At 62.2% G+C, this 22,875-nt stretch carries 27 protein-coding genes; 13 read left to right on the forward strand and 14 right to left on the reverse strand.

What is annotated here, in order from left to right:
* Nucleotides 1-26 precede the first annotated feature (26 nt).
* From QN084_RS09185 to QN084_RS09195, 3 genes are read right to left on the reverse strand one after another with little or no spacing between them, the layout of a single operon-like run.
* Entirely contained in the window at nucleotides 27-1,040 is a 1,014-nt protein-coding gene (locus tag QN084_RS09185; protein ID WP_021472981.1) for a 5-oxoprolinase subunit C family protein, read from the reverse strand.
* Nucleotides 1,037-1,774, reverse strand: coding sequence for a 5-oxoprolinase subunit B family protein (locus QN084_RS09190; RefSeq protein ID WP_069696210.1), 738 nt, complete (start codon nucleotides 1,772-1,774; stop codon nucleotides 1,037-1,039). The genes QN084_RS09185 and QN084_RS09190 overlap by 4 nt, the downstream gene beginning before the upstream one ends.
* Nucleotide 1,775: 1 nt before the next feature.
* Nucleotides 1,776-2,564, reverse strand: coding sequence for a LamB/YcsF family protein (locus tag QN084_RS09195; RefSeq protein ID WP_170828586.1), 789 nt, complete (start codon nucleotides 2,562-2,564; stop codon nucleotides 1,776-1,778).
* A gap of 287 nt (nucleotides 2,565-2,851) precedes the next feature.
* Between QN084_RS09195 and QN084_RS09200 the strand changes: the two genes are divergently transcribed.
* Nucleotides 2,852-3,796 (forward strand): LysR substrate-binding domain-containing protein, encoded by a 945-nt coding sequence (locus QN084_RS09200; RefSeq protein WP_021472978.1) that lies wholly within the window; start codon nucleotides 2,852-2,854, stop codon nucleotides 3,794-3,796.
* 121 nt (nucleotides 3,797-3,917) lie between these two features.
* Nucleotides 3,918-4,139, forward strand: coding sequence for a hypothetical protein (locus tag QN084_RS09205; protein ID WP_021472977.1), 222 nt, complete (start codon nucleotides 3,918-3,920; stop codon nucleotides 4,137-4,139).
* A 257-nt stretch (nucleotides 4,140-4,396) separates the two neighbouring features.
* Here the strand turns inward: QN084_RS09205 and QN084_RS09210 are convergent, their stop codons facing one another.
* Both QN084_RS09210 and QN084_RS09215 read right to left on the reverse strand, forming a co-directional pair.
* Nucleotides 4,397-5,071 carry a 4-carboxy-4-hydroxy-2-oxoadipate aldolase/oxaloacetate decarboxylase gene (locus QN084_RS09210; RefSeq protein ID WP_021472976.1) on the reverse strand — a complete coding sequence of 225 codons (675 nt, stop codon included), beginning with the start codon at nucleotides 5,069-5,071 and terminating at the stop codon, nucleotides 4,397-4,399.
* A gap of 17 nt (nucleotides 5,072-5,088) precedes the next feature.
* Nucleotides 5,089-6,297, reverse strand: a complete 1,209-nt coding sequence (locus tag QN084_RS09215) for an aspartate transaminase (RefSeq protein ID WP_069696208.1) — start codon at nucleotides 6,295-6,297, stop codon at nucleotides 5,089-5,091.
* Between the two features lie 287 nt (nucleotides 6,298-6,584).
* Between QN084_RS09215 and QN084_RS09220 the strand changes: the two genes are divergently transcribed.
* The 3 genes from QN084_RS09220 (at nucleotide 6,585) to QN084_RS09230 (ending at nucleotide 8,399) form a co-directional block, all read left to right on the forward strand.
* The gene (locus QN084_RS09220) at nucleotides 6,585-7,142 is read left to right on the forward strand and encodes a hypothetical protein (protein WP_259362732.1); all 558 of its coding nucleotides are present in this window, start codon (nucleotides 6,585-6,587) and stop codon (nucleotides 7,140-7,142) included.
* A 45-nt stretch (nucleotides 7,143-7,187) separates the two neighbouring features.
* Nucleotides 7,188-7,550, forward strand: a complete 363-nt coding sequence (locus QN084_RS09225) for a nuclear transport factor 2 family protein (protein WP_069696207.1) — start codon at nucleotides 7,188-7,190, stop codon at nucleotides 7,548-7,550.
* A 144-nt stretch (nucleotides 7,551-7,694) separates the two neighbouring features.
* Complete coding sequence (locus tag QN084_RS09230) at nucleotides 7,695-8,399, forward strand: alpha/beta fold hydrolase (protein ID WP_069696206.1); 705 nt, start codon at nucleotides 7,695-7,697, stop codon at nucleotides 8,397-8,399.
* 4 nt (nucleotides 8,400-8,403) lie between these two features.
* Here the strand turns inward: QN084_RS09230 and QN084_RS09235 are convergent, their stop codons facing one another.
* On the reverse strand, nucleotides 8,404-8,826 hold the full coding sequence (locus QN084_RS09235; protein ID WP_069696205.1) for a hypothetical protein: 423 nt from the start codon (nucleotides 8,824-8,826) through the stop codon (nucleotides 8,404-8,406).
* 198 nt (nucleotides 8,827-9,024) lie between these two features.
* Here QN084_RS09235 and QN084_RS09240 point away from each other — a divergent pair, with 198 nt between their 5' ends.
* The 4 genes from QN084_RS09240 (at nucleotide 9,025) to QN084_RS09255 (ending at nucleotide 11,098) form a co-directional block, all read left to right on the forward strand.
* Nucleotides 9,025-9,213 (forward strand): CsbD family protein, encoded by a 189-nt coding sequence (locus QN084_RS09240; RefSeq protein ID WP_021472969.1) that lies wholly within the window; start codon nucleotides 9,025-9,027, stop codon nucleotides 9,211-9,213.
* A 337-nt stretch (nucleotides 9,214-9,550) separates the two neighbouring features.
* Entirely contained in the window at nucleotides 9,551-9,829 is a 279-nt protein-coding gene (locus tag QN084_RS09245) for a GlsB/YeaQ/YmgE family stress response membrane protein (RefSeq protein WP_021472968.1), read from the forward strand.
* Nucleotides 9,822-10,082, forward strand: coding sequence for a hypothetical protein (locus QN084_RS09250; RefSeq protein WP_069696204.1), 261 nt, complete (start codon nucleotides 9,822-9,824; stop codon nucleotides 10,080-10,082). The genes QN084_RS09245 and QN084_RS09250 overlap by 8 nt, the downstream gene beginning before the upstream one ends.
* A 149-nt stretch (nucleotides 10,083-10,231) precedes the next feature.
* A complete protein-coding gene (locus QN084_RS09255) occupies nucleotides 10,232-11,098 on the forward strand; it encodes an AraC family transcriptional regulator (protein ID WP_069696249.1) in 867 nt (288 codons plus the stop codon).
* Here QN084_RS09255 and QN084_RS09260 read toward each other — a convergent pair.
* The 8 genes from QN084_RS09260 to QN084_RS09295 all read right to left on the reverse strand — a co-directional run bounded on the left by QN084_RS09260 (nucleotide 11,095) and on the right by QN084_RS09295 (nucleotide 18,298).
* Complete coding sequence (locus tag QN084_RS09260) at nucleotides 11,095-11,640, reverse strand: cysteine hydrolase family protein (RefSeq protein ID WP_069696203.1); 546 nt, start codon at nucleotides 11,638-11,640, stop codon at nucleotides 11,095-11,097. The genes QN084_RS09255 and QN084_RS09260 overlap by 4 nt on opposite strands.
* Nucleotides 11,641-11,670: 30 nt before the next feature.
* Complete coding sequence (locus QN084_RS09265) at nucleotides 11,671-12,588, reverse strand: SDR family oxidoreductase (protein WP_069696202.1); 918 nt, start codon at nucleotides 12,586-12,588, stop codon at nucleotides 11,671-11,673.
* A gap of 90 nt (nucleotides 12,589-12,678) precedes the next feature.
* A complete protein-coding gene (locus tag QN084_RS09270; RefSeq protein WP_069696201.1) occupies nucleotides 12,679-13,482 on the reverse strand; it encodes a DUF1206 domain-containing protein in 804 nt (267 codons plus the stop codon).
* Nucleotides 13,483-13,569: 87 nt separating this feature from the next.
* Nucleotides 13,570-13,797, reverse strand: coding sequence for a hypothetical protein (locus QN084_RS09275; RefSeq protein WP_021472962.1), 228 nt, complete (start codon nucleotides 13,795-13,797; stop codon nucleotides 13,570-13,572).
* Between the two features lie 116 nt (nucleotides 13,798-13,913).
* A complete protein-coding gene (locus QN084_RS09280) occupies nucleotides 13,914-16,511 on the reverse strand; it encodes a GH32 C-terminal domain-containing protein (RefSeq protein WP_069696248.1) in 2,598 nt (865 codons plus the stop codon).
* Between the two features lie 30 nt (nucleotides 16,512-16,541).
* Entirely contained in the window at nucleotides 16,542-17,747 is a 1,206-nt protein-coding gene (locus tag QN084_RS09285; RefSeq protein ID WP_069696200.1) for a NosD domain-containing protein, read from the reverse strand.
* Nucleotides 17,748-17,836: 89 nt separating this feature from the next.
* Nucleotides 17,837-18,031: a hypothetical protein gene (locus QN084_RS09290; RefSeq protein WP_062098472.1), complete on the reverse strand. Its 195-nt coding sequence runs from the start codon at nucleotides 18,029-18,031 to the stop codon at nucleotides 17,837-17,839.
* Nucleotides 18,032-18,130: 99 nt separating this feature from the next.
* A complete protein-coding gene (locus tag QN084_RS09295; RefSeq protein ID WP_168529684.1) occupies nucleotides 18,131-18,298 on the reverse strand; it encodes a hypothetical protein in 168 nt (55 codons plus the stop codon).
* 282 nt (nucleotides 18,299-18,580) lie between these two features.
* Between QN084_RS09295 and QN084_RS09300 the strand changes: the two genes are divergently transcribed.
* The 4 genes from QN084_RS09300 to QN084_RS09315 all read left to right on the forward strand — a co-directional run bounded on the left by QN084_RS09300 (nucleotide 18,581) and on the right by QN084_RS09315 (nucleotide 22,863).
* A complete protein-coding gene (locus QN084_RS09300) occupies nucleotides 18,581-19,867 on the forward strand; it encodes an ABC transporter substrate-binding protein (protein ID WP_069696199.1) in 1,287 nt (428 codons plus the stop codon).
* 79 nt (nucleotides 19,868-19,946) lie between these two features.
* Nucleotides 19,947-20,834, forward strand: a complete 888-nt coding sequence (locus QN084_RS09305; protein ID WP_021472957.1) for a carbohydrate ABC transporter permease — start codon at nucleotides 19,947-19,949, stop codon at nucleotides 20,832-20,834.
* Nucleotides 20,835-20,839: 5 nt separating this feature from the next.
* The gene (locus QN084_RS09310; RefSeq protein ID WP_374978464.1) at nucleotides 20,840-21,763 is read left to right on the forward strand and encodes a carbohydrate ABC transporter permease; all 924 of its coding nucleotides are present in this window, start codon (nucleotides 20,840-20,842) and stop codon (nucleotides 21,761-21,763) included.
* Nucleotides 21,764-21,822: 59 nt separating this feature from the next.
* Nucleotides 21,823-22,863: a LacI family DNA-binding transcriptional regulator gene (locus QN084_RS09315; protein WP_069696197.1), complete on the forward strand. Its 1,041-nt coding sequence runs from the start codon at nucleotides 21,823-21,825 to the stop codon at nucleotides 22,861-22,863.
* Nucleotides 22,864-22,875 lie beyond the last annotated feature (12 nt).

A 22,875-nucleotide genomic window follows, 5' to 3' on the forward strand; every position in this document is an offset into this window, starting at 1 on the left:
GCCTTTGGGGTATTACGACAGGTTCTTTAGCTGCATGCCGCAACTGGTAGGTCCTGCCACTGGGGACGGCATCCGATGCCAAGGAGTCCGAAGACGGTGTTGACGGATTCGCGGAGGGTTTCCAGCTGTGCCCGCGAGCGTCGATGGGCGGCAGTTGCCTCCGCCACTGTGGTTTTCCGGAAGCGGACCTTGTCCCCCGGACGCGCCTGGGCCAGGACATCCAGTCCGGTGCTGGTGACCACGGCGAGCACTGGGTACCCGGCGGTCACGCCGCGCCCCCGGTGCAGGACCAGCAGTTCCTCCCGTGAAGGAACCTCGACGGCGCCAACCGGCACACCGCGGGAAAGCACCTCGCTGTTGGAGGTTCTTTCGGGAAGTTCCCCGCCAAGCCGCAGGCCGATGTGGTTGCTGCGTCCGCTGACGGTGTACTCGGAGGAGAAGAGCAGTTCGCCGGATTCACCGAACTCGGCAACGTCCGGCCCGTCGGTCACGTCGACCGCCAAGTCTGACCCCATGCCGGGCTTTTCAAGACCCAACCTGAAGAGGGGAAGGTCGAAGTAGGGCTGGCGGATGGGGCGTACGCTCTGCAGGGCAGCCAGGCTGCTCCCCTCTTTCAACTGCAGGCCGAAACCGACCACGGTATCCGGTGCCGCGCTCCCGAGCAGGGTTTCCGCCTCGACCGAGCCGTGGATCGCCATGTACGCCCGGAGGCCCCGATGGATTCCGCGGATGGAAACCGATTCGCCGGCGAGGACCGAAACGGGTTCCCATTGGCTCGCGGGTCGGCCGCCGACGGTCAGTGTCAGGGGTGCGCCCGTGACGGCGATCAACAGATCCGTGGTGGCCCTCATGCGGAAGTCCAATGCGGTGATCTCGATCAACGGCGCGTTATCAAGGTTTCCGGCCAGAATGTTGGCAGCACGGGCCGAGTACTGGTCCAAAGCGCCGTTGACCGGCAGGCCATAGCGGGGACCGCGTGTCCGGCCGAGGTCCGTGACAACGGAATTGCCCGGTTGCTGGATGAGAATCTCACCGCTCATGGCTGTGCCTCCCGTGCCAGCGGTTGCAGTTCCTGGCCGGCAAGGAGGGAAAACTCCTCGATGCCGATGCGGCGAAAGCGCAAGACGTCGCCAGGGGTGTAGGGAACCAGGGGCTCACGGCGGATGTTGAGGACTGACAGAGGAGTTTGGCCGATGACGCACCAGCCGCCAGGGGCGACCGCTGGAGCGATGACCGCTTGGCGGCCGGCAACTGAGACAGCGCCTGCAGGTACGCTCAGCCGGGGATCCTTCAAACGGGGAACCGGCTTAGGGAAAGCCGGACCGTCCATCATGGGGGAACCTGCGGGCGCTCCCAAGCAGCGGATGGTGTAGGTCTTTTCGGTGTGGAGCCGGATGACGTCCTCCGTGGAGATGCCCTGATGCTCGGCAACCTTCTCCAGGTCCGGGCCGAACTCACCGCCGTAAACCACGGGAACATCGAATTCCCTCGGGGCCGCAGCGGACCCGGCAGCGCGGGCCAGTTCACCCAGGCCGAGCCTGACGAAGGCGCGCATCTGGCCAGCGGATACCATCACCGGATCGAACTCCACCAGGACGGAATCATAGGTGGGCACGGCGGCACGCAGCCCTTCCGCTCCGCAGTCTTCCAGCCAGTCAGCGAGGCGGTGGACGGTCAGCCAGTTGTCGTCGCTGGTTCCGGAAATCGCCACTACACGGAGCGCGGAGTCCCCTGATTCGTAGATCTCCGTGGGAGCCACCGTCAGGACCGCCATGTCAGGCTGCCTTCCGCTTGGCGTCCATGACCTCAGCCAAGGGAGCAATTTGGACACCGGCTGCGACGAGCTCGGAACGAATCAAGCGGGCAAGTTCAACGGCGCCGGGGTTGTCCCCGTGCAGGAGGACGGTGTCAACGTTGATGTCCATGTCCACACCGCTGGCGCAGCGAAGCTTGCCTTCAACCACCATGCGGATGGTTCGATCAACAATCTCGCTGGGGTCGTGGAGTACCGCGCCGGGCTGGCTGCGGGGAACCAGCGTCCCGTCTTCCTGGTATGCGCGATCCACGATGCCGACGATCGCCACGTCCAGGCCGGCCGAACGTGCAGCTGATGCCAGTTCACCTTCCTGGGCAACCACAATCAGTTCCTTGTCCACTTGGGCTGCAGCCTCTGCCACGGCCGATGCATAGTCGGCACGGACAGCCACGAGGTTCCCCAGACGGCCGTGTGGTGCGATGTGGGTGACTTTGGTTCCGTTAAAAGCGGCAAACCCGCTCAAGGCACCCAATTGGTAGAGGACGTCGTTCTGGACTTCGTGGGCGCTGAGGCCCATGTCCCTGCGGCCAAAACCCCTCAGGTCGGGAAAGCTGGGGTGCGCACCGATACCCACCCCGCGGCGGACGCATTCAGCAACGGTGGCTGCCATGATGTCAGGATCACCGGCATGGAACCCGCAAGCGATGTTGGCGCTTGAAACGATCTCCAGAAGTTCGGAATCGTCGCCAATGGTGTACGCGCCAAATCCTTCTCCGAGATCCGCAACAAGATCAATCATCGGGTTCACGTGCTTCTCTTTCCGTGGGTATAACTTATGAATTTCCGAAAAAGGACAAAAACCCATAAGGACTCATATTGCATTTCCGGGGAGCGTGGCTGACTTTCGGGTAATTCGAAACCTTCGCCAGAAGTTCTACCAAAAGTCTCGCACCCAGCCACAGCCCCGCACAAAGACCTAATAACTATCCCGTAATAGCTCTGCGTTATGACGTGTAACACCCGGTCCTGTGACGCGGCTCCCGGCAGTTGCCGGCGCGGGTGTGGATATATTTGAACGACCAGAAAGGTGGATCCATGGACACGCGGAAGCTCTCATACTTCGTCCAGATTGTTGACTCGGGGAGCATCACCAAGGCTGCGGCGGCCCTCCATGTAGCCCAGCCGGCTCTCAGCCAGCAGGTATCGTCCCTCGAGAATGAGCTGAAGCAGCGCCTGCTGATCCGCAGCAAGCAGGGCGTGCAGCCGACCGCCGCGGGCCATACCCTGTACCGGCATGCGCAGTCCATCCTTCGTCTGGTGGAGCAGGCGCGGCAAGATGTGGCTACATCGGGCGCAGCTCCCTCAGGCCGGGTGTCCATCGCGATCGCCCCCTACAGCATGGCGTCCAGCCTGACTCCCCGGATCATCAGCGAGGTCAGCCGCCGGTACCCGGACATCGTGGTTCACCTGACCGAAATCTTCGGTGGCGTCCTGAGCGAAGCCATTAAGAACGGGCGCCTGGACATGGCGTTGATCTACGAACCGGGCAAGATCCGCGGCGTCCAGTTCACCACCATGATCGTCGAGGACCTCCATCTGGTGGTGCATCCGGATGTGGACGTCAGCCAGGGCCGGGACACCGTGACGCTAGCAGAGGCGAGCACTGTGGGGCTCTTTCTCCCGGAGAAGAACCACACCCTTCGTCAACTGATCGAGAAGGGCCTGGCTGAACAGGACCTGCCGTTGAAGCTGGTGGGAGAGGTTGAATCCGTTCCGTCGTTGACGAGGCTCATCCAAGCCAATTTGGGAGGCACAGTCCTGCCGAAGTCTGCTGCCGATGCGCTCTTCCCCGATCAGGACTTCCAAGTGCTGCGCATCGTGGAGCCGGCCTTGCAGAGCAAGATCGCGCTGTGCACACCGGACCACGAGCCCCTGTCCGAGGCCGCCTCCGCAGTGCTGCTGGTAGTCAAGGAAATGCTCCACCAACAGCTGATCTCCAAGTACGGGACAGACCCCGTCCAACTGCCCGGGCATCCATAAAAAAGCCTTATCCAGCCAGACATCTTTGGTCTTATTCAAATCCGTTTCAAGTTCCTAACATCGAATTAAGAACAAATTCGATACCAGCCCGGGCTACCGGGCCCATTCAAAGGATAAAACGGTGAAAAAGATCAGCACCCTGGGATGGGTATCCAATCCAACGCACGGAGCAGCCACAGCCCGCACCGGATTCCACTGCCCTCGAAATGGTTTCTGGCGCCCGGTGGGCGGAATCGGTGAACCTCTGTTTGTCTTTGAGGGCAGCCTGATGCCCCCGCACGGCGGCAACAGCATCGAATGGCACCTTGTGGACACCCGTCCCGGCCACTCCGGACTCGACTAGAGCCCAGGCGGCCGGCACGCAGGGCACAGACGGCAGGCAACTACGGCGCCACGACCCGCAACTATGCGGGCGGGCGCCTTTCTGCTGCCCGGCACGCAGGACACCCAAGCCAACCGCCCGCTGCCCGGCACCTCGCGCACCCAAACCGGCCGCCCGCCGTCGTACATCCAACGACGAAAGGACCGGCCGCTTCCAAGGAATGCGGCCGGTCCGTTGCGCTGAGGCGACCAGTGCTGTGGCGACTAGCGCTGAGGTGACTAGTCCTCCACCAGAAGGCCCTTCTGCTTGAGCTTCTCGGTGAGACCGCAGAGCTCAATGGTGTTGCCGCCGTCGTGGTAAAGCTTGATGAGCTCACGCTCGTGGTCATCACGGGCCTGGGACAGGGCGATGACTTCCTCGGCCTCTTCCCGGCGGACCACCACCACGCCGTCGGCGTCACCGCGCAGGATGTCGCCGGGGTATATGATTTCGTCGCCGAAAACCAGCGGGTGGTTGATGGGACCGAGCGTCTCCTTCACGGTGCCCTTGATGCAGACGCTACCGGAGAACACCGGCAAACCAAGTTCGATCAGGTCCTGGGTGTCACGGACGCCGGAGTCGGTGACCATGGCCGCGATGCCCTTGGCCTTCATGGCATTGCCAAGCACATCACCGAACGTGCCCGCCTCGGCCATCTCCTGTGCGCCGACCAGCACGACGTCCCCTGCCTGGGCGTAGTGGATGGCCACTTGCAGCATCAGGTTGTCCTGCGGAGCGCACGCGACAGTGACGGCCGGGCCGCAGAAGGACATGGAGCGGTCGATCGGTTTGATGCGGGAGCTCAGCGCACCGCGGCGGCCCTGGGCCTCGTGGATGGTCGCCGACGAGAACTTGGCCAGGCGGGCTACGACGTCCGCTTCGGGACGCTCGAACTTGGTTTTGACGTGGATCATGGTGTGTTCCTTAGTTTCTAGTTCAGTGCGTTCACGGCGTCGCGGATGGAGTCCACGCCCGCGTTGATGGTCTCCAGCGAGGTGGCGAAGGAGATCCGGAAGTAGGGGCCCAGGCCGTAAGCCGAGCCTTGGATCACCGCCACGCGCGCGGCGTCCAGCAGGTAGAGGGTGAAGTCCTGGTCGTTGGCGATCACGCGGCCGTCAGGGGCGGTCTTGCCGATCACCCCGGCGCAGTTCACGTAGGCGTAGAAGGCGCCCTCCGCGGGAGAGACGGACAAGCCGTTGATGGCATTCAAACCCTCGACGGCGGCATCGCGGCGTTTGCGGTAGACCTCCACGCTGTCCCGGACGAAGGACTGGTCCCCGTTCAATGCGGCGACCGCGGCCGCCTGGCTGATGGACGACGGGCAGGAAGAGGTCTGCGACTGGAGTTTGTTCATCGCTGCGATCAGCGGCGCAGGGCCAACACCGTAGCCGAGGCGCCAGCCTGTCATGGCATAGGCCTTGGAAACGCCGTTCACCAACAGGATGCGGTCCTTCAAAGCCGGCGCAGCAGTGACCAGGCTGGTGACCCGGCCTTGACCGAAGTAGACCTCATCGTAGATCTCGTCGGTGAGGATAAAGACGTGCGGGTTCTCTTCGAGGACCGCGCCGATGGCCTGGAGTTCCTCACGGGAGTAGACAGCGCCGGTCGGGTTGGACGGAGCATTGAGGATGAGCCACTTGGTCTTGGGCGTGATTGCCTTGGCGAGCGCCCACGGAGTGAGCTTGAAGCCTTCTTCCTCCGTGGTCTCGACGATAACCGGGGTGCCGTCGTTGGCAAGGACCATATCCGGGTAGGACACCCAGTACGGCGCCGGGACGATGACCTCGTCACCCGCGTTGAGGGAAGCCATCAGCGCGACATACAGAACCTGCTTGGCGCCGCCACCGATCGTCAGCTGGTTGGCCCCGTACGAGTGGCTGGTGTCCCGCTCGATTTTGCCGAGGATCGCCGCCTGCAATTCGGGGGTGCCGGTAACCGAGGTGTACTTGGTTTCGCCCCTGTTAATGGCTTCAATGGCGGCAGCCTTGATGTGGTCCGGGGTGTCGAAATCCGGCTCACCTACCGTGAGGTCGATGATCTGGACGCCTTCGGCTTTCAGTTCGCGCACACGGGCGGCCGCAGCGACGCTGGCTGAGGCCTTGATGCGGGTAACCCTCGACGCCGGCAGGAACTCGGACATGTCTCCTCCAGGAATGTGAAACTCAGGACGCGCGGATTCGCGTATCTCCTGTTTCGAGACTAGGTACTCGCGGGGTTCTCTGGATAAGACCTAATGTGCGTGGATTCATAAGGGGGACTTATGACGGTCTCCTCGAAGACGCCTGTTTCGGTGCCTGTTCCGGCGGTACGGGCTTCTTCCATGCGCTTTGCTTATGGGTTCACTTGGTATTGGTATTTCCGCGCACCCAGCATCCCTGCCTACATTCGACAGGTCACCGGAGCCCACCCGTCGCAAGGAGAACCCTCATGCCGACCCCGACCATGGCCGGACAGCCGCGCCGCGCCGACCAGCAGGTCAAAGGCCGTTCAGCAACGGGACGGTACACGTACCGCGCAGGCTCCCCCGCGCGAACATCGTCGAACGCCAATGCCGGGCACGCCAAGCTGGTTCACGCACTCGGAGTCCACCGCCAGCTCCTCTCCCACGCCGCCAGTTCCATCAGGACACTGACCTCTGCACGGAATGAGTTGATTGCCCAGGCCGTGGAGGACGGAATATCAATTGCCACTATTGCTGCGGTCATCAGGGAGAACGCCAGGTCTGTCCGTACCATCGCTTTGGCCTATGACGACCTCCACCTGAGCGGGGTCCCCCGCAAACTACAGCTGGAAGCCTTGAAGGCAAAGAACGACGCCCTCAAGGAAGCCGAGCGGCACCGGAACGTTATCCTGGAACGCCGGGAAGCACTGATCTCCATCGCCCTGCGCACCCAGGCCTGCGACGAGTTGGAGCTTGCGTCCCTGACAGGCCTGACGCCGGACCACATTCGCCGTTCCGGCCGCAGCGTAGGACGCCCTGCCTGACCCGGAGGCGTTGAACGCCGGGCGTGCGGCGGGTACAACGGATAAATGAGCGACGTGAATTCATGGATGGACCTGTACGTACGTGCCTGGAGCTCCAACGAGCCCGATGACATCCGGGCCCTTTTCACCGAGGACGCCATCTACAACACCCGCCCGCACGACACCAACGCCTGGCGGGGACATGATGCGATCGTCAGGGAATGGTCCGGCGACTCATCTGACAAGCCCGAAGACTGGACCTTCGAATGGACGCTCCTTGGCCGCGACGGAGATACCGCCTTCGTCCAAGGCGTCACCACCTACCTCAACGGCGACCCGACCTACGACAACCTGTGGGTCCTCCGTTTCGCCAAGGACGGAAGGGTCCGCGAGTTCACGGAGTGGTACATGGCACGCAAATCCGGCTAGCTAGACGCGCAGGTGCAGATTTTGCTGCATCATTCGCATGGTCAAAGCTGAAACCGCGTCAAACACAGGGCCGCCGTCCGCGGGGACGAGGATGATCCAGCAAAAAGTGTTCATCTTGGGCGCAGCCTCCCGTAGGGTACCGGCATGGACATCATCCTGGTTCCCGGTTTCTGGTTGGACGCATCGTCGTGGGATGAGGTGATCCCCGCCCTCGAGGGCGCCGGCCACGCCGTCCGCGCCCTCACGCTTCCTGGCTTGGAATCGGCCGATGCACCTCGCGCGAACATCGGCCTGCGGACCCACATCGACGCCGTCGTCCGGACCGTAGACTCCCTGGACGGCAAGGTGGTCCTGGTGGGGCACTCCGGGGGCGGCGCCATCATCCACGCCGTGGTGGACGCAAGGCCCGACCGTGTTGTCCGCGCAATCTACGTGGACAGCGGGCCTCTGGGCGAAGGCGGAGTCATCAACGACGACTTGCCTGCCGAAGGCGACGACATTCCGCTCCCGCCCTGGGAAGGGTTCGAGGAAGCTGACCTGACCGATCTGGACGAAGACCTCCGTACAGCGTTCCGGGCGCGCGCCATTCCCCAACCAAAGGGGGTCGCAATCGAACAGCAGCACCTGCATGACGTGCGTCGTTACGAGGTTCCTGCCACCGTCATCGCCTGCGAGTTTCCATCATCCCTGCTCAACGAGATGATGGACGCAGGGCATCCGTTCACGGAGGAGCTCGCCCGCATAAAGCACGTGGAACTCATCGACCTACCCACCGGACATTGGCCCCAATTCACCAAGCCGGCCGAACTGGGGAAAGCGATCCTCACGGCAGTTGAGCGGGCAGCCTAAGCGATCAAGGCTTGGGCCGGGTGTTGGTTGCAGGTCCCTCGGGTGCTGCGCCGCCTTCGTCCGTCCAGTCGCTTCCGGTGGTGTCATCGAGCGCTGGATCGGAGACGACGTCACCTTTGACCGTTGACTTCGTGGCAGGACGGTCCTCCGGACCGTTTGCTTCGTCACCCTTTCCGTCCCGGGTGCCGGGCAGGAAGGCCTCGGCCTTTTCCACCAGTTTCTTTCCCGTCGCGTAGAGGTTGTCCACGATCTCCGGAACAGATTCTTGGACCGTCTCGGCCACATGGTGCACGTTTTCCTGGACCTCGGGGTTCTTCAGTACCTTCTCCGAACCGCCACGAAGGCGACGGTACACCTCCGGCCAGGACTTTGATCCCCAGATGTACCCCACCGCGACACCAGCGGCGAACATTACTTTCCCTTTCATGGGACCACTCCTTTCGACGTGCAATTTCCTATGACACTAGCGGGTGTATATCTGCAGTGTCACGCCGGTTTCCGTTGCAGAACCCGGGGAGTGGAGTTAATGGCCATTTGCTGAATTGAAACATTCGACTAAACTTTGTTGCCAACCAGCGGAATCACCGCAGGCAATTGAAACATCGCAACCCGAGGAGTTAAAACCATGGGACTGGATGACAAGATCAAGAACGCCGCCGAAAACCTGGGGGGCAAGGCCAAGGAAAAGACCGGCGAGGCAACCGGAGACCGGGACCTCCAGGCCGAGGGTGCAGGCGACCAGGCCTCTGCCAACATCAAGCAGGCGGGCGAGAAGTTGAAGGACGCGGCCAGGGACGCCTTCGGCAAGAAATAGGCTGTCACACCCCGGGAACCGGGGCTTCACCGTCCACTGCCGGACCGCAGAGACCATGCACCACGGGGCTTCGCAACAAAATAGTCAGGTTACTTGCTGTTTTTTCCGGGAGCGGCTAGCGTTGCAAGTGTAGTCCCGTGGTGGACCAGTCGACAGGAGTGCTCTTTGGTTGGGTTTCTAGATTTACAGTAATTCTCACGCCACTCCATTCCCCCATATGTCCGGGGCGAGAAGGAGGTCTTTCTTCCACGCCCGGATGTTTGATTTCCCGACCCGATGAACTGAACCGCTTCGCAGAGTTCATGGAATCTCCATCAACAAGAAAGTAGGAGCAAAAATGGGTTTCTTTGGTTTTCTTCTCCTAGGCCTTTTGGCAGGCGCAATTGCCAAGCTTATTCTTCCCGGACGCCAAGGCGGCGGCTGGCTGGTGACCCTGCTTCTGGGCGTAGTTGGCGCCCTGTTGGGTGGCTGGATCGGCGGCCTGATCTTCGGTGAGGGACTCACCGAATTCTTCGCCATCCGCACATGGCTTCTGGCTATCGGCGGCTCGATCCTCGTGCTGCTGGTCTACGGCCTGGTAACCGGACGTCGCACGCACCGGACGCACCATGGCTAACGGAACCACACCGAACTCCGACCCGGAAGACATGGAAGGCCAGTACTCGGAGGGTAACTACGGGGACGCGGGAGCATCACCCGAAGCCCTCAAAGAGGACGCCGGCGGCGATTACACGGCGGGTGATTACGCGGAAAAGACCGTCCCGTCTGCGGATGCGGAGCTTGACGAGCGGAACACCGAAGACACCCCGGAGGATCGCCCCTTCTCCTCCGAGCCGGATGACGAAGCTGCAGGCACGGGTCACACCTAGCGCTGACCCTGACAAAAACTGAATAAACAAGAACCCGGACGCACCAGGGGAGCGTCCGGGTTCTTGCTGTGCCTGACATTTTCGGGCACGGATAGTCGGGACGGAGCCCCAACCGGCGCCGTAGGGTGATTTTCGGAAGGGAGGATCCCATGCACGAATGGAACAGGGCTATCGAGCTCATCGAGCAGGACTTGGCTGCCGCCGTCGATATGAAGGCTGTGGCGAGGACCGCCCTCACATCCGAGTATCACTTCAGGCGGATGTTCGCGTCCTTGGCCGGGATGCCCGTCTCGGAATACGTGCGCCGACGGCGCCTGACTGCTGCCACCGCTGAAATCATCGCGGGCGCCGGTGTGCTCGATGTTGCCGTCCGGTACGGTTACGGATCCGCCGAGGCATTCAGCCGCGCCTTCAAGGCGTACCACGGGTTGACGCCTTCCGACGCCCGGCGTCCCAACGCCGTCCTCCGTTCCCAACCTCAGTTGAGGTTCCACCTCCGCATCGAAGGGAACATAGACATGAAGCACCGCATAGTGAACAAAGCCGCCTTTCGGCTGGTCGGCCGGAAGGCCAGAGTTCCGCTCGTCCATGAAGGGCCCAATCCGGCCATCATTGAATTCCAGCGCAGCATCGACCCTGGCGTCACCAGGCGCCTGCTGGAACTGGTGGACACTGAGCCGACAGGCCCGGTCTCCGTGACAGTCAACATCGAGGAGTCCCGCAGCGAAGGCAGTGAACTGGACTATTGGCATGCCGTGGCCACCACGGGGCCGGCACCCGAGGGGTTTGACGTCCTCGAGGTACCGGCCGGGCAGTGGGTTGTTTTCGAAACCGAGGGAAAATTTCCCGAAGTCCTGCAGCGCATGTGGGCCGACGCAGCAACGGAATGGTTCCCTGCCAACCCGTACCGATGGGCCCCGGGTCCGGAGCTCTTGAGCGTCAAGGCCCAGCCCGGCGGTACCCATGGCAGCGGGCAGTTGTGGATCCCCGTGGAACCGGAAGGGCAGCCCGCCTAGAACAACGCGAGGACTTCCTCCAAGGGAAGCACCCGCTGCCTGTACTCCCGCGTGAGAATCCGCAACACGGCTTCGGCGGCTTCGGCGTTCTCCGTGGCGATGGCATCTGCGGCATAGATGACGCGGATGTTGTGGGCAAAGGCGTCGGCCGCCGTCTGCGCGATGCAGTTATGCGCGGAAACTCCCGCCAGGACCACGGTGTCCACCTCCCAGTTCCGCAGGCGCATCCACAGGTCTGTTCCCATGAAGGCGCTGTCGCGGGTCTTGACCATCTGGGGGAAGTCGGTTGTGAGCAGGCCGGGAACAAACTCGGCCTGCTCACTGCCCCGGAAAATAAAGCCCTGATCGTCGTCGAGCATGTTCAGGCTCCACGTCGATTTGTCCTGCTCATGCTCGGTTCCAATGAGGAGAACTTTGGCTCCCGCCTCCCGCGCCCCGCTGGTCAGTGAGTTGCAGGCAGCCACAACTTCCTCGCGTCTCTGCTTGAGGGCAGGGTCCTCGAAGAAGGCGTTTTGCATGTCAATTACCAGAACAGCGATCATCAGCGCAGTGGCACCTCTCTTGTCGTGGAGTTAAAGGCCCTTGCCGCCCGTGACGGGAAGCACGGCACCTGAAATGTAGGAACCCTCGTCGGAAGCGAGCAGAACGTATGCCGGGGCAAGCTCAGCGGGTTGTCCCGCGCGGCCCAGCGGGGTGTCCTGCCCGAACGACGGGAGCTTGTCCGGCCACTCGGTCGCCGGGATCAAAGGCGTCCAGATGGGACCCGGGGCAACAGCGTTGACGCGGATTCCCTTGGGGCCGAGTTCCTGTGCCATCGCTTTGGTGAAGGCCACCTGCGCCGCCTTGGTCATGGCGTAGTCCACCAGCTGAGCAGACGGGTTAAAGGCCTGGATGGAGGCGGTGACGATGATCGAGTCCCCCGGACGCAGATGCGGAATGGCCGCCTGCGCGGTCCACATCAGGGAGTAAAGGTTGGTCTTGAAGACCCTGTCGAACTCCTCCGTCGGTATGGTCTCAAGCCCCTCGCGGTTCTTCTGGTAGGCCGCGTTAAGGACCACGATGTTGAGCCCGCCGAATTCCTGGACTGTACGTTCCACGATCTCGGTTGCGAATCCTTCGTCACGCGAATCTCCGGGGAGCAGGAGTGCCCGCGCGCCGCACTCACGGATCCATTCCGCCGTCGAACGCGCATCCTCCTCCTCCGGAAGGTAACTGATGGCGACGTTGGCACCCTCTCGCGCGTAGGCGATGGCCACCGCCGCGCCGATGCCGGAGTCACCGCCGGTGATCAACGCCGTCTTGCCTTCAAGCCGGCCGTGGCCGACGTAGCTGGACTCACCGTGATCGGGCTGGGGCTCCAGGGGTTTGGTGAGGCCCGGTTGCTTCTGCTCCTGCTGCGGAAACTCCCCGGAGTGATACCCGCTGCGAGGGTCCTTCGGCGGAGCCGTGAGCTTGTGGTTTCCCTGCTGTTCCGGATCGCTTTGTGTCATGGTCCTGCCCCTTCAGAATCGGTTCACTGGTGCGCGACGCTTCACGTCCCACCCGGCTTGTACCCAGGGTGCCGCACTATGAAACTGCGGCTAGGTCCTCATGGTCTTTGCCTTGACCATGAGGAACAGGCCATACGCAATCAGGCCCGCGGCCACGGCGGCAAGGAGGTACGGTCCGTAGGGCTGTTCCTTGAGGGCCTTAAGGCTGCCGTCTAACCCGGTTGACTGCTCGGGCCGGGCGGTAACAGTAGCGATGACCACAAGCAGTCCCACAAGAAGGAGCGCGAACCCCTTGGCGACGTATCCCACCGTTCCCACGGCTACTTGGAATTTCCGTGGTCCTTCGTGCGGCGAAAGGACAAGGTCCTTCTTGAACGACCTCGTGAAACCACGCACCGCGAACACAATGCCGGTGACCATGACGCCGGCTCCCGCAGCTATCAGAAACGCGACGCCCCAGGGAGATTGCATGAGGGTGGCGGTGAGGTCACTGCTGGATTGACGGCTGTTGCGCGCCTGCCCAACGACGAAGGACATGATGGTCACGGCCACAAAAGCGAAGACCGCCGCTTGGCCTGCCTCGGAAAGGCGCTTGGAGAGCTTGGGATGGGACTGGTTGCGGTGGCCGAAGATAGCGTTGGACAACTGCCATAGAGCCAAGGCCGCGCAGGCAGCGAAACAGACCCAGAGCAGCAACGGGCCGAAGGGTTGGGCGGCCAATTCGGCGATGGCACCGGAAACATCCGCTTCGCCGCTGCTTCCAAAGGCCAAGCGCGCGGCGATGACACCGATCAGCACGTGAAGCAACCCGCTCACAGCGAATCCGGACCGCGCCGCAATTTCAAAGGGCCGCGAGTTCGAGGCTTCCTCGGCTGCGTCTGCGGCCTTCCGCATCTCTTCTTTGATGACAAGCCTCCTGATGACTTAGGACTTGAACACCATGGTGCCACCGGAAGCGTGCCGGGGCCACGTGAGTGGTGGCTAGTAGCCGCAGACCGACTGGGGCCAAATGCTCCGGAGGCCGACGCCCAGGGGATTGAACTGCTCGCGGATCGAGGTGACTGCGCGGTCTTGGCCATCCACTGGGGCGTGCGTTCCGCCGGCAAGCTGTGCGGCATCCGTGCTTGATGAAGTGACGGTGATCTGGTCGGGCATTTCGGCAGTCCTTCCGGCAGGTTCCGCCAGCTCCTCGGCTGACACTTCAACCATCGGACGGGGTCCTCAAGAACGACGCCGGGTCATCTCAAGATTCGCTCAAGATCGCGGAAGGCCCGACGGCGGCCGGCCGCCTGGGTGCGCGGCCGCCGTCGAGCCTCACTCACCGGCTACCACATCGCGTTGTGAAGCGGCGTGACGGTGAGGCTTTCGAGTCGGGCAGTCCCTCCCTCCGAAAACAGGGACAATGTGTTCGCGCCCGCTGCCGGAAACACTTGGTCGGTCAGCGTAGCCAGACCGTCCTGCGCGAAGACCTCCACGGATGCCCTGTCCACATAGAGCCGCAGCCGAAGCCTGCCGTTGATCAGCTGGACGGGTACGTCATCCACAGAGGCGAAGGCCGGATGGAAACCTTCGTTGCCGGAGGCCGTCCTGTCGATGAAAACGCGACCCGAACTTGTTGCGTAACCAACTTTGGTGGCCTCAGTTGAATTACCCAGGACCTTCAGCCCGAACGCCGATGCCGTCCCCGGGGAGAACTCCGCATCCACCTGCACCACGTCCCCTGAAACGGGAAGGGTGCTGGTCCCCGGAGCGATGTCCTGCGCGGATGCGGTGTAGGCGGCACCTGTGTTCTTCAACGCGTCCACCTCCTGGACCACTTTCTGCGTGAGTCGCGGTCCCTGGGCGGTTTGGGTGAGCTGGACTTCGCGGGGCAACGCCATGGTTCCCCGCCACGTGCTTGTTGGCGTGGACTGCCCGTAGTCCCAGTTGTTCATCCAGCCCACCATGATCCGTTTGCCGTCGGGGGCGTTACTGAAGGAAACGGCTGCGTAGTAGTCCCGGCCCCAGTCCAACCAGTCGTGCTGTTCCGGCCGCGTGATGTCAGAGGCTACGAACTCGTCCGCGAGGATGTGGCCCCAACCGCCACGGTTGTTGTCGACGATCCGGATGGTTGCCTCGCTTCCTTTGTAGGCGCTGACGTCCCAGGCCTTCCATTCCAGATGTTCGGAATTGGAACCGGTGGTGGTTCGAACGGCCTGTCCGTTGACCATGAGATTTACGGTGGTTTCACTGCTTCGCGGTTTTGCCGGCTCCGAACCGAGGACCATGTTGTCCAACGTCAGGTGGCCCCATGCCCCTGTGGCGTTGTCCACAATCCGGATGCGGGCTATTTGACCGTAGTACGGGGTTACATCCCAGTTCTTCCAGTTCATGTCACCCGAATTGCTGCCCGTGGTGCTTCGCACGGGCACGCCGTTGACCAGGAGTTCCACTTGGAGTTGGCCGTCCGTCCGGTTGCCGCCGCCCAGGAGGAACCCGATATTGGTGTTGGTGAGGTAGAACTCCGGGGACGTGATTGTTCCGGTGTTGTTGTCAGCGTTGGGGCCGCCCTCGAACGTGTTGATGCGTTTGCCGATCGCGTACTCACCGCCAACGGTTGACGGGTTTCTGGCTGCCTCAAAGTCTCCGGTCAGCTGCCAACCGGCCGCACTCAGGGTTCCCGGGTAATCGAAGCCGTCGAACAGGAGGTACCCGGGGGGTGGCGTGTTGCCGGGTTGCTCCCCTGCCTGCCGCGGGTGGTTTCCACCACCGGCAAGGAAATTGATGTAGTCCTTGCTGATCGTGAACGGCGCGGATTCCAAGGTGCCCGTTGGGACATCTCCCCCGTTGAAGCCGTTCACCAGGCCGGCACCGATCGACCCGGTAACTGTTTGCTGACCTGCCAGAGTTCCGCCGGGCGGGGCTGTCCCCCACGGACCGCCGGGATTGGCGGGATCGTTGCTCACGTTCCATCCGCTGTAGCTTCCTCCGTTGAACCCCGCGAGCAGGGTTCCCGGTGGGGCCACATCCACTGGATCAGTGGTTTCGGAGGTGAATGTTGTGCCGTCGAAGCTGCCTACGAAGTACTGCCCCCCGCTGCCACCAGCCACGGATCCCGGGTTGATGTTGACCACCAGCACCCACTTGATGTTGTTCGGGTTCCCATCCACCGCGAGAGGGAAGAGGTCCGGACACTCCCACTGCCCACCCGTCGCGTTGGCTGGTTCGAAGTCATCCAAGTACGTCCAGCTCTTAAGGTCTGTGCTCTTGTAGAACAAAACCCTGTGCTCGTTGGCTTCCACGGCGGACATCACCCAGTACGAGCCGGCTGCCCCTTGGTACCAGAACACTTTGGGGTCCCGGAAGTCCGTGGTGTTCCTGCTGAGGACAGGATTGCCCGAGTATTTGGTCCAGGTTTGGCCGCTGTCCGTGCTGTAGGCCAGGGACTGGGCCTGCTTGCCGGCCAGCGTGGGGTGGTTGCCGGTGAAGTTGCTGGTGTACACAGCCACCATCGGCGGATTCTGCAACGTCCCGAATCCACTGGTGTTCTGTGAATCAACCACGATTGAACCGGAAAAGATGTCCTCCGTAGCCTGTCCGCTGCCGTTGAAGGTTTGCGGGATTGCGAGTGGCTGCTCGGTCCAGTGCAGCAAATCCGTGGACGTCGCGTGCCCCCAACTCATGTTGCCCCACGTGGTTCCGTAAGGGTTGTACTGGTAGTACATGTGGTAGGTGCCGTTGTAGTAGACCAACCCGTTGGGATCGTTCATCCAGTTCTTGACCGGTGTGTAGTGCAAATAGGGACGGTACTGCTGGGTGGCGGGGTCGGGATCGCTGGCATGCGCCTGGGCGGGCGCGGCAGTCGCGGCCACCACCAAGGTGAATGAAGCAACGACGGCGGCCGCCGCCAACGCCGGCAGTCCACGTTTGGTGCGTCTTGTCATCATTGACAGACCTTCCTTCTCAGCGACGGGTCAGGGGGTTGCCCGGAATGAGTAGGAACTCGTGTAATGCACAAACTCACCCGCACCGCCGCTATCCAGCACCTTGGTCCCGGTGGTGGATCCGTCCAGCACTACCGTGTTCGCCGCTACCGAGGAGATGGTGTTATTGGCAGCGATGTAGTTGTTGGCGCCCGAGGCCACCAGGATGATGGTCGGTTTCTGACCTGAGGGAGTCACCGACCCGGAGGGTACGTCGTAGCTGAAATGGTTCCCTGTGACGGTATTCCCGCTCCCGGCAACATGGACCAGGCCGAACAGGTCATCCAATCCGTTGTTGTAGGGCTTCAGCGGATCAAAAGGCTCCACCTGCCGCAGGAAATGGTTGGCACCAATGAGGTTCTCAGTGCAATTGCCTTCAAAGTTCACCATCCCCGGGTAGAACGCGTGAAACCTGTTGGCCGTGATGGACGAACGAGTGCAGTCCTTGAAATGGACACTGCTCTTCCCGCGGGGAAATACGTTGTTGGCACTGACCAGAAGGCCCATATGGCCCTCGGCGAAAATGGAGAAGCCCACATAGCCGGCGCCGATGAGGTTGTCAGTCACTTTGGATGCCTGCCCCGAGCCCGTGAGTTCGATGCAGCTCCCGCATTCAGCCAGGAAGTTGCCACTGACACTAAGGGCGTCCGTGTCCCGCACCACCAGCCCGTGCTCCAGGTAGACCATCCCCATTCCTTCAACCCGGCAGGAATCATTGGCCGAATCGAAGCGGATACCCGTTTTGCCGTTCACGTACGAGTTCTGGTTCGTACTGAAGGACACACCGTCGAGGCAAAAATTCTGAAAGACAATGGAACTGAGGCGCGGGTCGCCGGTTCGGTAAACCCTGAAAGCTTCAGTGTTGCCGTCCGTGTTTTCGACACGGATTCGGCTGCCGCCGGGGAAGATTTCGTGCCAGCTGGAGGTGTTGCCGGCGTTGTATCGGATGCTGCTGGACGTGAATCCGTGCCCTGAGCCGCGGATGGTGAGGAAGCTGATGTCCACGTTGACACGGGTTTTCAAGGAGTAGTCTCCCGGCGGGATGTAAACCACGGCGCCGGGTTTGGAGGCCTGATTGGTCTGCTGGGACTTCACGTCCGCGATGATGCTGTTGATGATGAGCCCGATGTCGTTATAGGGCGTGGCCGACGGATTCCCGGGGACCGACCAGGTGGTGACGTCGTAGACAGTGGTCATAGCGTGTTCTCCTCACATCGTTGGGGGTACTGCTTTATGGCCGTGCGTTGACTGCTTGTGCGTTGCTTCTGTTGCCTTGATGCCGGGTTTTACAGCATTCCGATAATGGCCCGATGCCCTTGCGCGGCGTGGGTGCTTCCTTGGCTTTGATGCGGATTTGGCGTGTCCGGCTTGTTCTTGGCCAAGGCCTCCTTCGCTGAAAGTACGACGGCGGTTGCGGACAGTGCCGCTGCCGGGAACAACCGGAGGATGCTCCTTCGGCTGAGGGGCTCGGATGGGTTCATGATTCTCCTTTGAACTTGTCGGTTGACTGGGCTTTGTACTGGGACAACAGGGAGTTAACTGGGCTTGGCGCAACTGTTCGTGGGAAGCAGTGCACCCCTTTACGCCAAGCGCACCCGTTCGTGGAAAGTGCCGCACCACTTCGCGCCAAGCGCTCCCCGGAGTTTGGGTGCACCCGGCGGGTACGGGTGCGCCCCCGGGTAGAGGTGCGCCCCCGGGTAGAGGTGCGCCCCCGGGTAGAGGTGCGTCCAGCGGGTACGGGTGCACACCCCGCCAAAAGTGCAGCCCCGACGCCCCCAGAGCCCAGCCAAAACAGCGGCCGAGCCAGCCAAAACATGCCAAAACGATTTGTCGAGTGGCGTCGATCACTTTATGGCTTAGGAATCCAAGCCGTCAAGTGCCCCGAATTGTTTCGAAGAAGGCTGTTGACACATCGGCGCAACTAGCTCTAATGTCGGTGCCAAGTCGTTTTGGCAAAACGATTTTTCAAGCCAACATCAGCTCCACCATCTCTCTGCAATTTCCGTTCAAGAGAAAGTGAGTCGACAGCGATGTCCACTCGAAACACCATTTCCAAGCTCGTCTCCCTCGGCGGGCTGTGCACCGCCGTCGCACTCGTTGCCACCGGTTGTGGCGCTGGCGGTGCCGCACCATCGTCCGGCGGATCGGGCGGCTCCAGCACTGTCAACGTGCTGGTGGAAGCCGGCGGCCACGCTGAGCTGACCGGCGTGGCCGAGCAGTGCAAGAAGGACGCCGGCGTGGACGTGAACTTCGTCGAACTCCCCTACGACGGCATGTTCAACCGCCTCTCCAGCGAGTTCTCCTCCGGCAATGTCTCCTTCGACGTAGCTGCACTGGACTCCGTGTGGCTCCCCAGCTTCAAGGACGCCGTCCAGCCCATCGATGAGCTCTTCACCGACGAGGCAAAGAAGGACATTTTCCCGGCGCTTGTGAAGGAAGCGAACGTGGACGGCCACTTCATCGGCATGCCGGCCTGGACCAATGCCGAGATCATTCTGTACCGCAAGGACTTGTTCGAGGACGCCAAGAACAAGTCGGATTTCCAAGCCAAGTACGGCTACGAACTGGCAGCACCCAAGACTTGGAAGCAGTACCAGGACATTTCCGAGTTCTTCACCAAGGACGGCATGTTCGGCACGGACGTGAAGGGTGCCGTGGAAACCGAATGGCTGGCACACGTGCTCCAGGCCGGGTCTCCCATGGTGCTGGACGAGAACAACAACGTGGTCATCGACAACGCCGCCCACAAGGAAGCCCTGGACTTCTACGTGAGCCTCACCAAGTCCGCCCCGACCGGTGCTGCACAGGTTGACTGGGCGGCAGCGCAGAACCTGTTCAACCAGGGCAAGACCGCCATGACCCGCTTCTGGGCCCACGCATACCGCCAGATCCCCGCGGATTCTCCCGTGGCAGGCAAGGTGGGTGCAGCTGCGATGATCGGCGGCAGCGCCGGCGTCGCGGGTGTCCCGGGACCGTGGTACCTGTCCGTTCCCAAGGCGACCAAGAACGCCGAGGCAGCTAAGAAGTTCGTCAAGTGCGCCTACGACTACAACAGCACGGGTATCGACTCCAAGTTGGGCCTGGCAGCACGAATCAGCGCCTTCGAGAAGTACCAGGACCAGCCGGGCTATGAGAGCTTCAAGCCGCTGATCGAGACCCTCAACGCCCCCGCCACGGCAACACGTCCGGCAACGGCAAAGTGGCAGCAGATCGTGGACACCGTCCTGATTCCGTTGCTGCAGAAGGCCGTGGCCGGAGGCGACACCTCCGCCCTCCTGGCCGACGCCAAGAAGCAGGTCCAGGACCTCCTGAAGTAAAGACTCCGCGGCCGGCACCACAAAGACCGTGCCGGCCGCGGCTCCAACCAGCAGAAAACAACCAGCAGAAAAGAAAACCGTGCGTATCTCCGATCGCCGCTTTGCCCTCTTCCTGATGACGCCCGCGGCCCTGTTCCTGGCCGTGTTCGTCGCCTACCCGCTGTTTCGCCTGGTGGCAGACAGCTTCTTCAAGATCTCGCCGATCGCCGGCGGTCCCCGCGAGTTCGTGGGTTTCCAGAACTACGTCACCGCCTTCGCATCCGAGGCCTTCACCAGTGCAGGCTGGCGGACCCTCGCCTACACCCTGGTGGTGGTGACCCTCGAGTTCGCGCTCGGGCTCGGCATGGCCTTGCTTTTCACAACGCTCGGCAAGAAGTCACAGATCTGGCGGACCGTCTTCCTTTACCCGTTGATGATCGCGCCGATCGTGGCAGGCCTTCTGTGGAAGTTCCTGATGATCGACAACTTCGGCCTGATCGGAACCCTCCTCCACCAAGCCGGACTCCTGGAAAATCCCAACCAGATCGGCTGGTTGTCCGACCCCAACATCGTCTTGTTTTCGGTAGCGATCCCGGACATCTGGCTCACCACATCGTTCATGTGCCTCGTGCTGTTTGCGGGCCTGCAGAACATACCCGGTGACCTGATCGAAGCCGCCCGCCTCGACGGCGCACGGGCCCCGGCCCTCCTGTTCCGGATCATCATCCCGCTGCTGCGACCCGTGATCGCCGTGGCACTGGTGGTCCGTGGAATCGACGCCGCCCGCGCTTTCGACACCATCCTCATCCAAACCAACGGCGGCCCGCAGTCGGCCTCCGAAACCATGAGCCTCCTGATCTACCGGACCATGATCCGCTTCGGCGATCCGGGTCTTGCGAGCGCCATGGGCACCATCTACCTCATCGCGATGCTCGCCGTCGCCTTCTTCGCGGTGGCCACCATCTGGCGGCCGGGAAAGGACACCTGATGACCATGGTGAGCGCACCAAGCAAAGCCAGCCCGCCGGCGTCGAACCTTCCGGCTTCCCAGCCTCCGAGCAAGCGCCGCGGGGTCAACCGTGAAGGCCTCGAAGCAGGCCGCCGCAGCACCAGGACCATCCTGTGGATACTGCTTGCGGCAGCCATGGTGCTCTACGGTTTCCCGTTCCTCTACTTGTTGTTCACGTCGTTCAAGACGCCGATCGACACCATTGCAGTTCCGCCCACCATCCTCCCCAAGGAATGGACCCTGGAGAACTACGTCAATGCGTTGGGCCGTGGCGGTGTGGTGGCGTCGTTCATCAACAGCATCCAGACCGCGGTAATCAGCACCCTGCTTTCACTGGTGCTGGCCATTCCTGCGGCTTACGGCATCACGCGCTACAAAACCCCGAGCGGCCGGGTGTTCATCATGGCCGCCCTGGTGACGCGCATGGTTCCGCCGGTGGCGATCGGCATCCCGTTGGCGTCGATGATGGCCGCGGTGGGACTGGCTGACACTCCCATTGCACTGTCCATTGCGCACACCACCATTTCCCTGCCGCTCTCCATCTGGCTCATGTCCAGCTTCTTCGAAGCCGTACCGCGGGACCTGGAGGAAGCAGCAACGGTTGACGGCTGCAGCCGGCTGGGTGCGTTGTGGCGGGTGGTGATCCCGGTAGTATCAGGCGGCATTGCAGTGACCGCGATCTTCGCCTTCCTGGCCTCATGGAACGAGTTTCTGTTTGCACTCCTGATGACCGCCATCCGTTCACAAACCACACCGGTAGTGATCGCGAACTTCCAAACCCAGTTCGGGCTCGACTGGGGATCCATGACTGCACTCGCGGCGGTGTACTCGATCCCGGTGATCCTGCTGACACTGTTGCTGCAACGGAAGATCGTCGCGGGCATGACGCTCGGCGCCGTCAAGGGCTGACGCAGTAGCCTACTGATAGCCCCCCCAGGGCAAACCGACCATAAGGACGTGGGAGACAGATGAGCAACAAGAACGTGGGCATCAAGGATGTGGCCGTCGCCGCCGGCGTGTCCGTCACGACTGTTTCCCACGTCCTCAACGAGGTTTCCTACGCCAGGGTCAGCCCCGAAACCAGGGACAAGGTGAGGAGCGTTGCCGAAGAGCTCGGCTACGGTCCCAACCGCCTGGCACAAGCGCTTCGCACGCAGCGGACCGGCATGCTTGGCCTGGTGAGTGAGGAAATCGCCACCACCCCGCACGCCGGCCGGATCATCCTCGGTGCGGATGAAGCCGCGAAGGCCCGCGGGTACAACCTGATGATCATCAACACGCCGGGCTCAGCCAGCCTCGAATCGCGGCAAGCCGACGTCCAGGCGTTGTTGGAGCGACGGGTGGACGGCATCCTGTACGCCACCATGTACCACCGCAACGTGGAACTGCCGTCCAACCTCGGCAGCGTCCCGTCGGTCCTGGTTGACTCGGTGGCGACCGCCGGGAACATCGCGGCTGTGATCCCGGACGAAGACGGAGGCGCCCGTGCCGCCGTCGGCGCCCTGTTGGAAGCCGGCCACACGCAGATCGGTTTCATCAACAACACCGATGATGTCCCCGCCACCCGCGAGCGCCTCCATGCCTTCCGTGCCACGCTCAACGAAGCAGGGCTCGACGGCGATGGGGCACCTGTTGAGTCCGAACTCTCCGAAGTGCAGGGCGGCTACGAAGCGACCCTCCGCATCTTGTCGGGCCAAGACAGGCCGACGGCCCTGTTCTGCTACAACGACCGCATGGCGATGGGCGCCTACCGTGCCGCTGCGGAGTTGGGCCTCACCATCCCTGCCGACCTTTCCGTGGTGGGTTTCGACGACCAGGAACTCATCGCCGCCAACCTCTACCCGGGGCTCACAACTGTGGCCCTGCCGCATTACGAGATGGGTGCTTGGGCTGCCGAGCACCTGATTGACGCTATTGAAGGCAAGGCGGACCTCGATCCGCTGGCCCTCCACCCGACCATCCTGGGTTGCCCTCTGGTCCGCCGCGACTCGATCGCGGCTCCCCGGTAAGCCGCCCTTTCC

It is taken from the genome of Paenarthrobacter sp. R1, assembly GCF_030264015.1.
Lineage (GTDB): Bacteria > Actinomycetota > Actinomycetes > Actinomycetales > Micrococcaceae > Arthrobacter > Arthrobacter ureafaciens.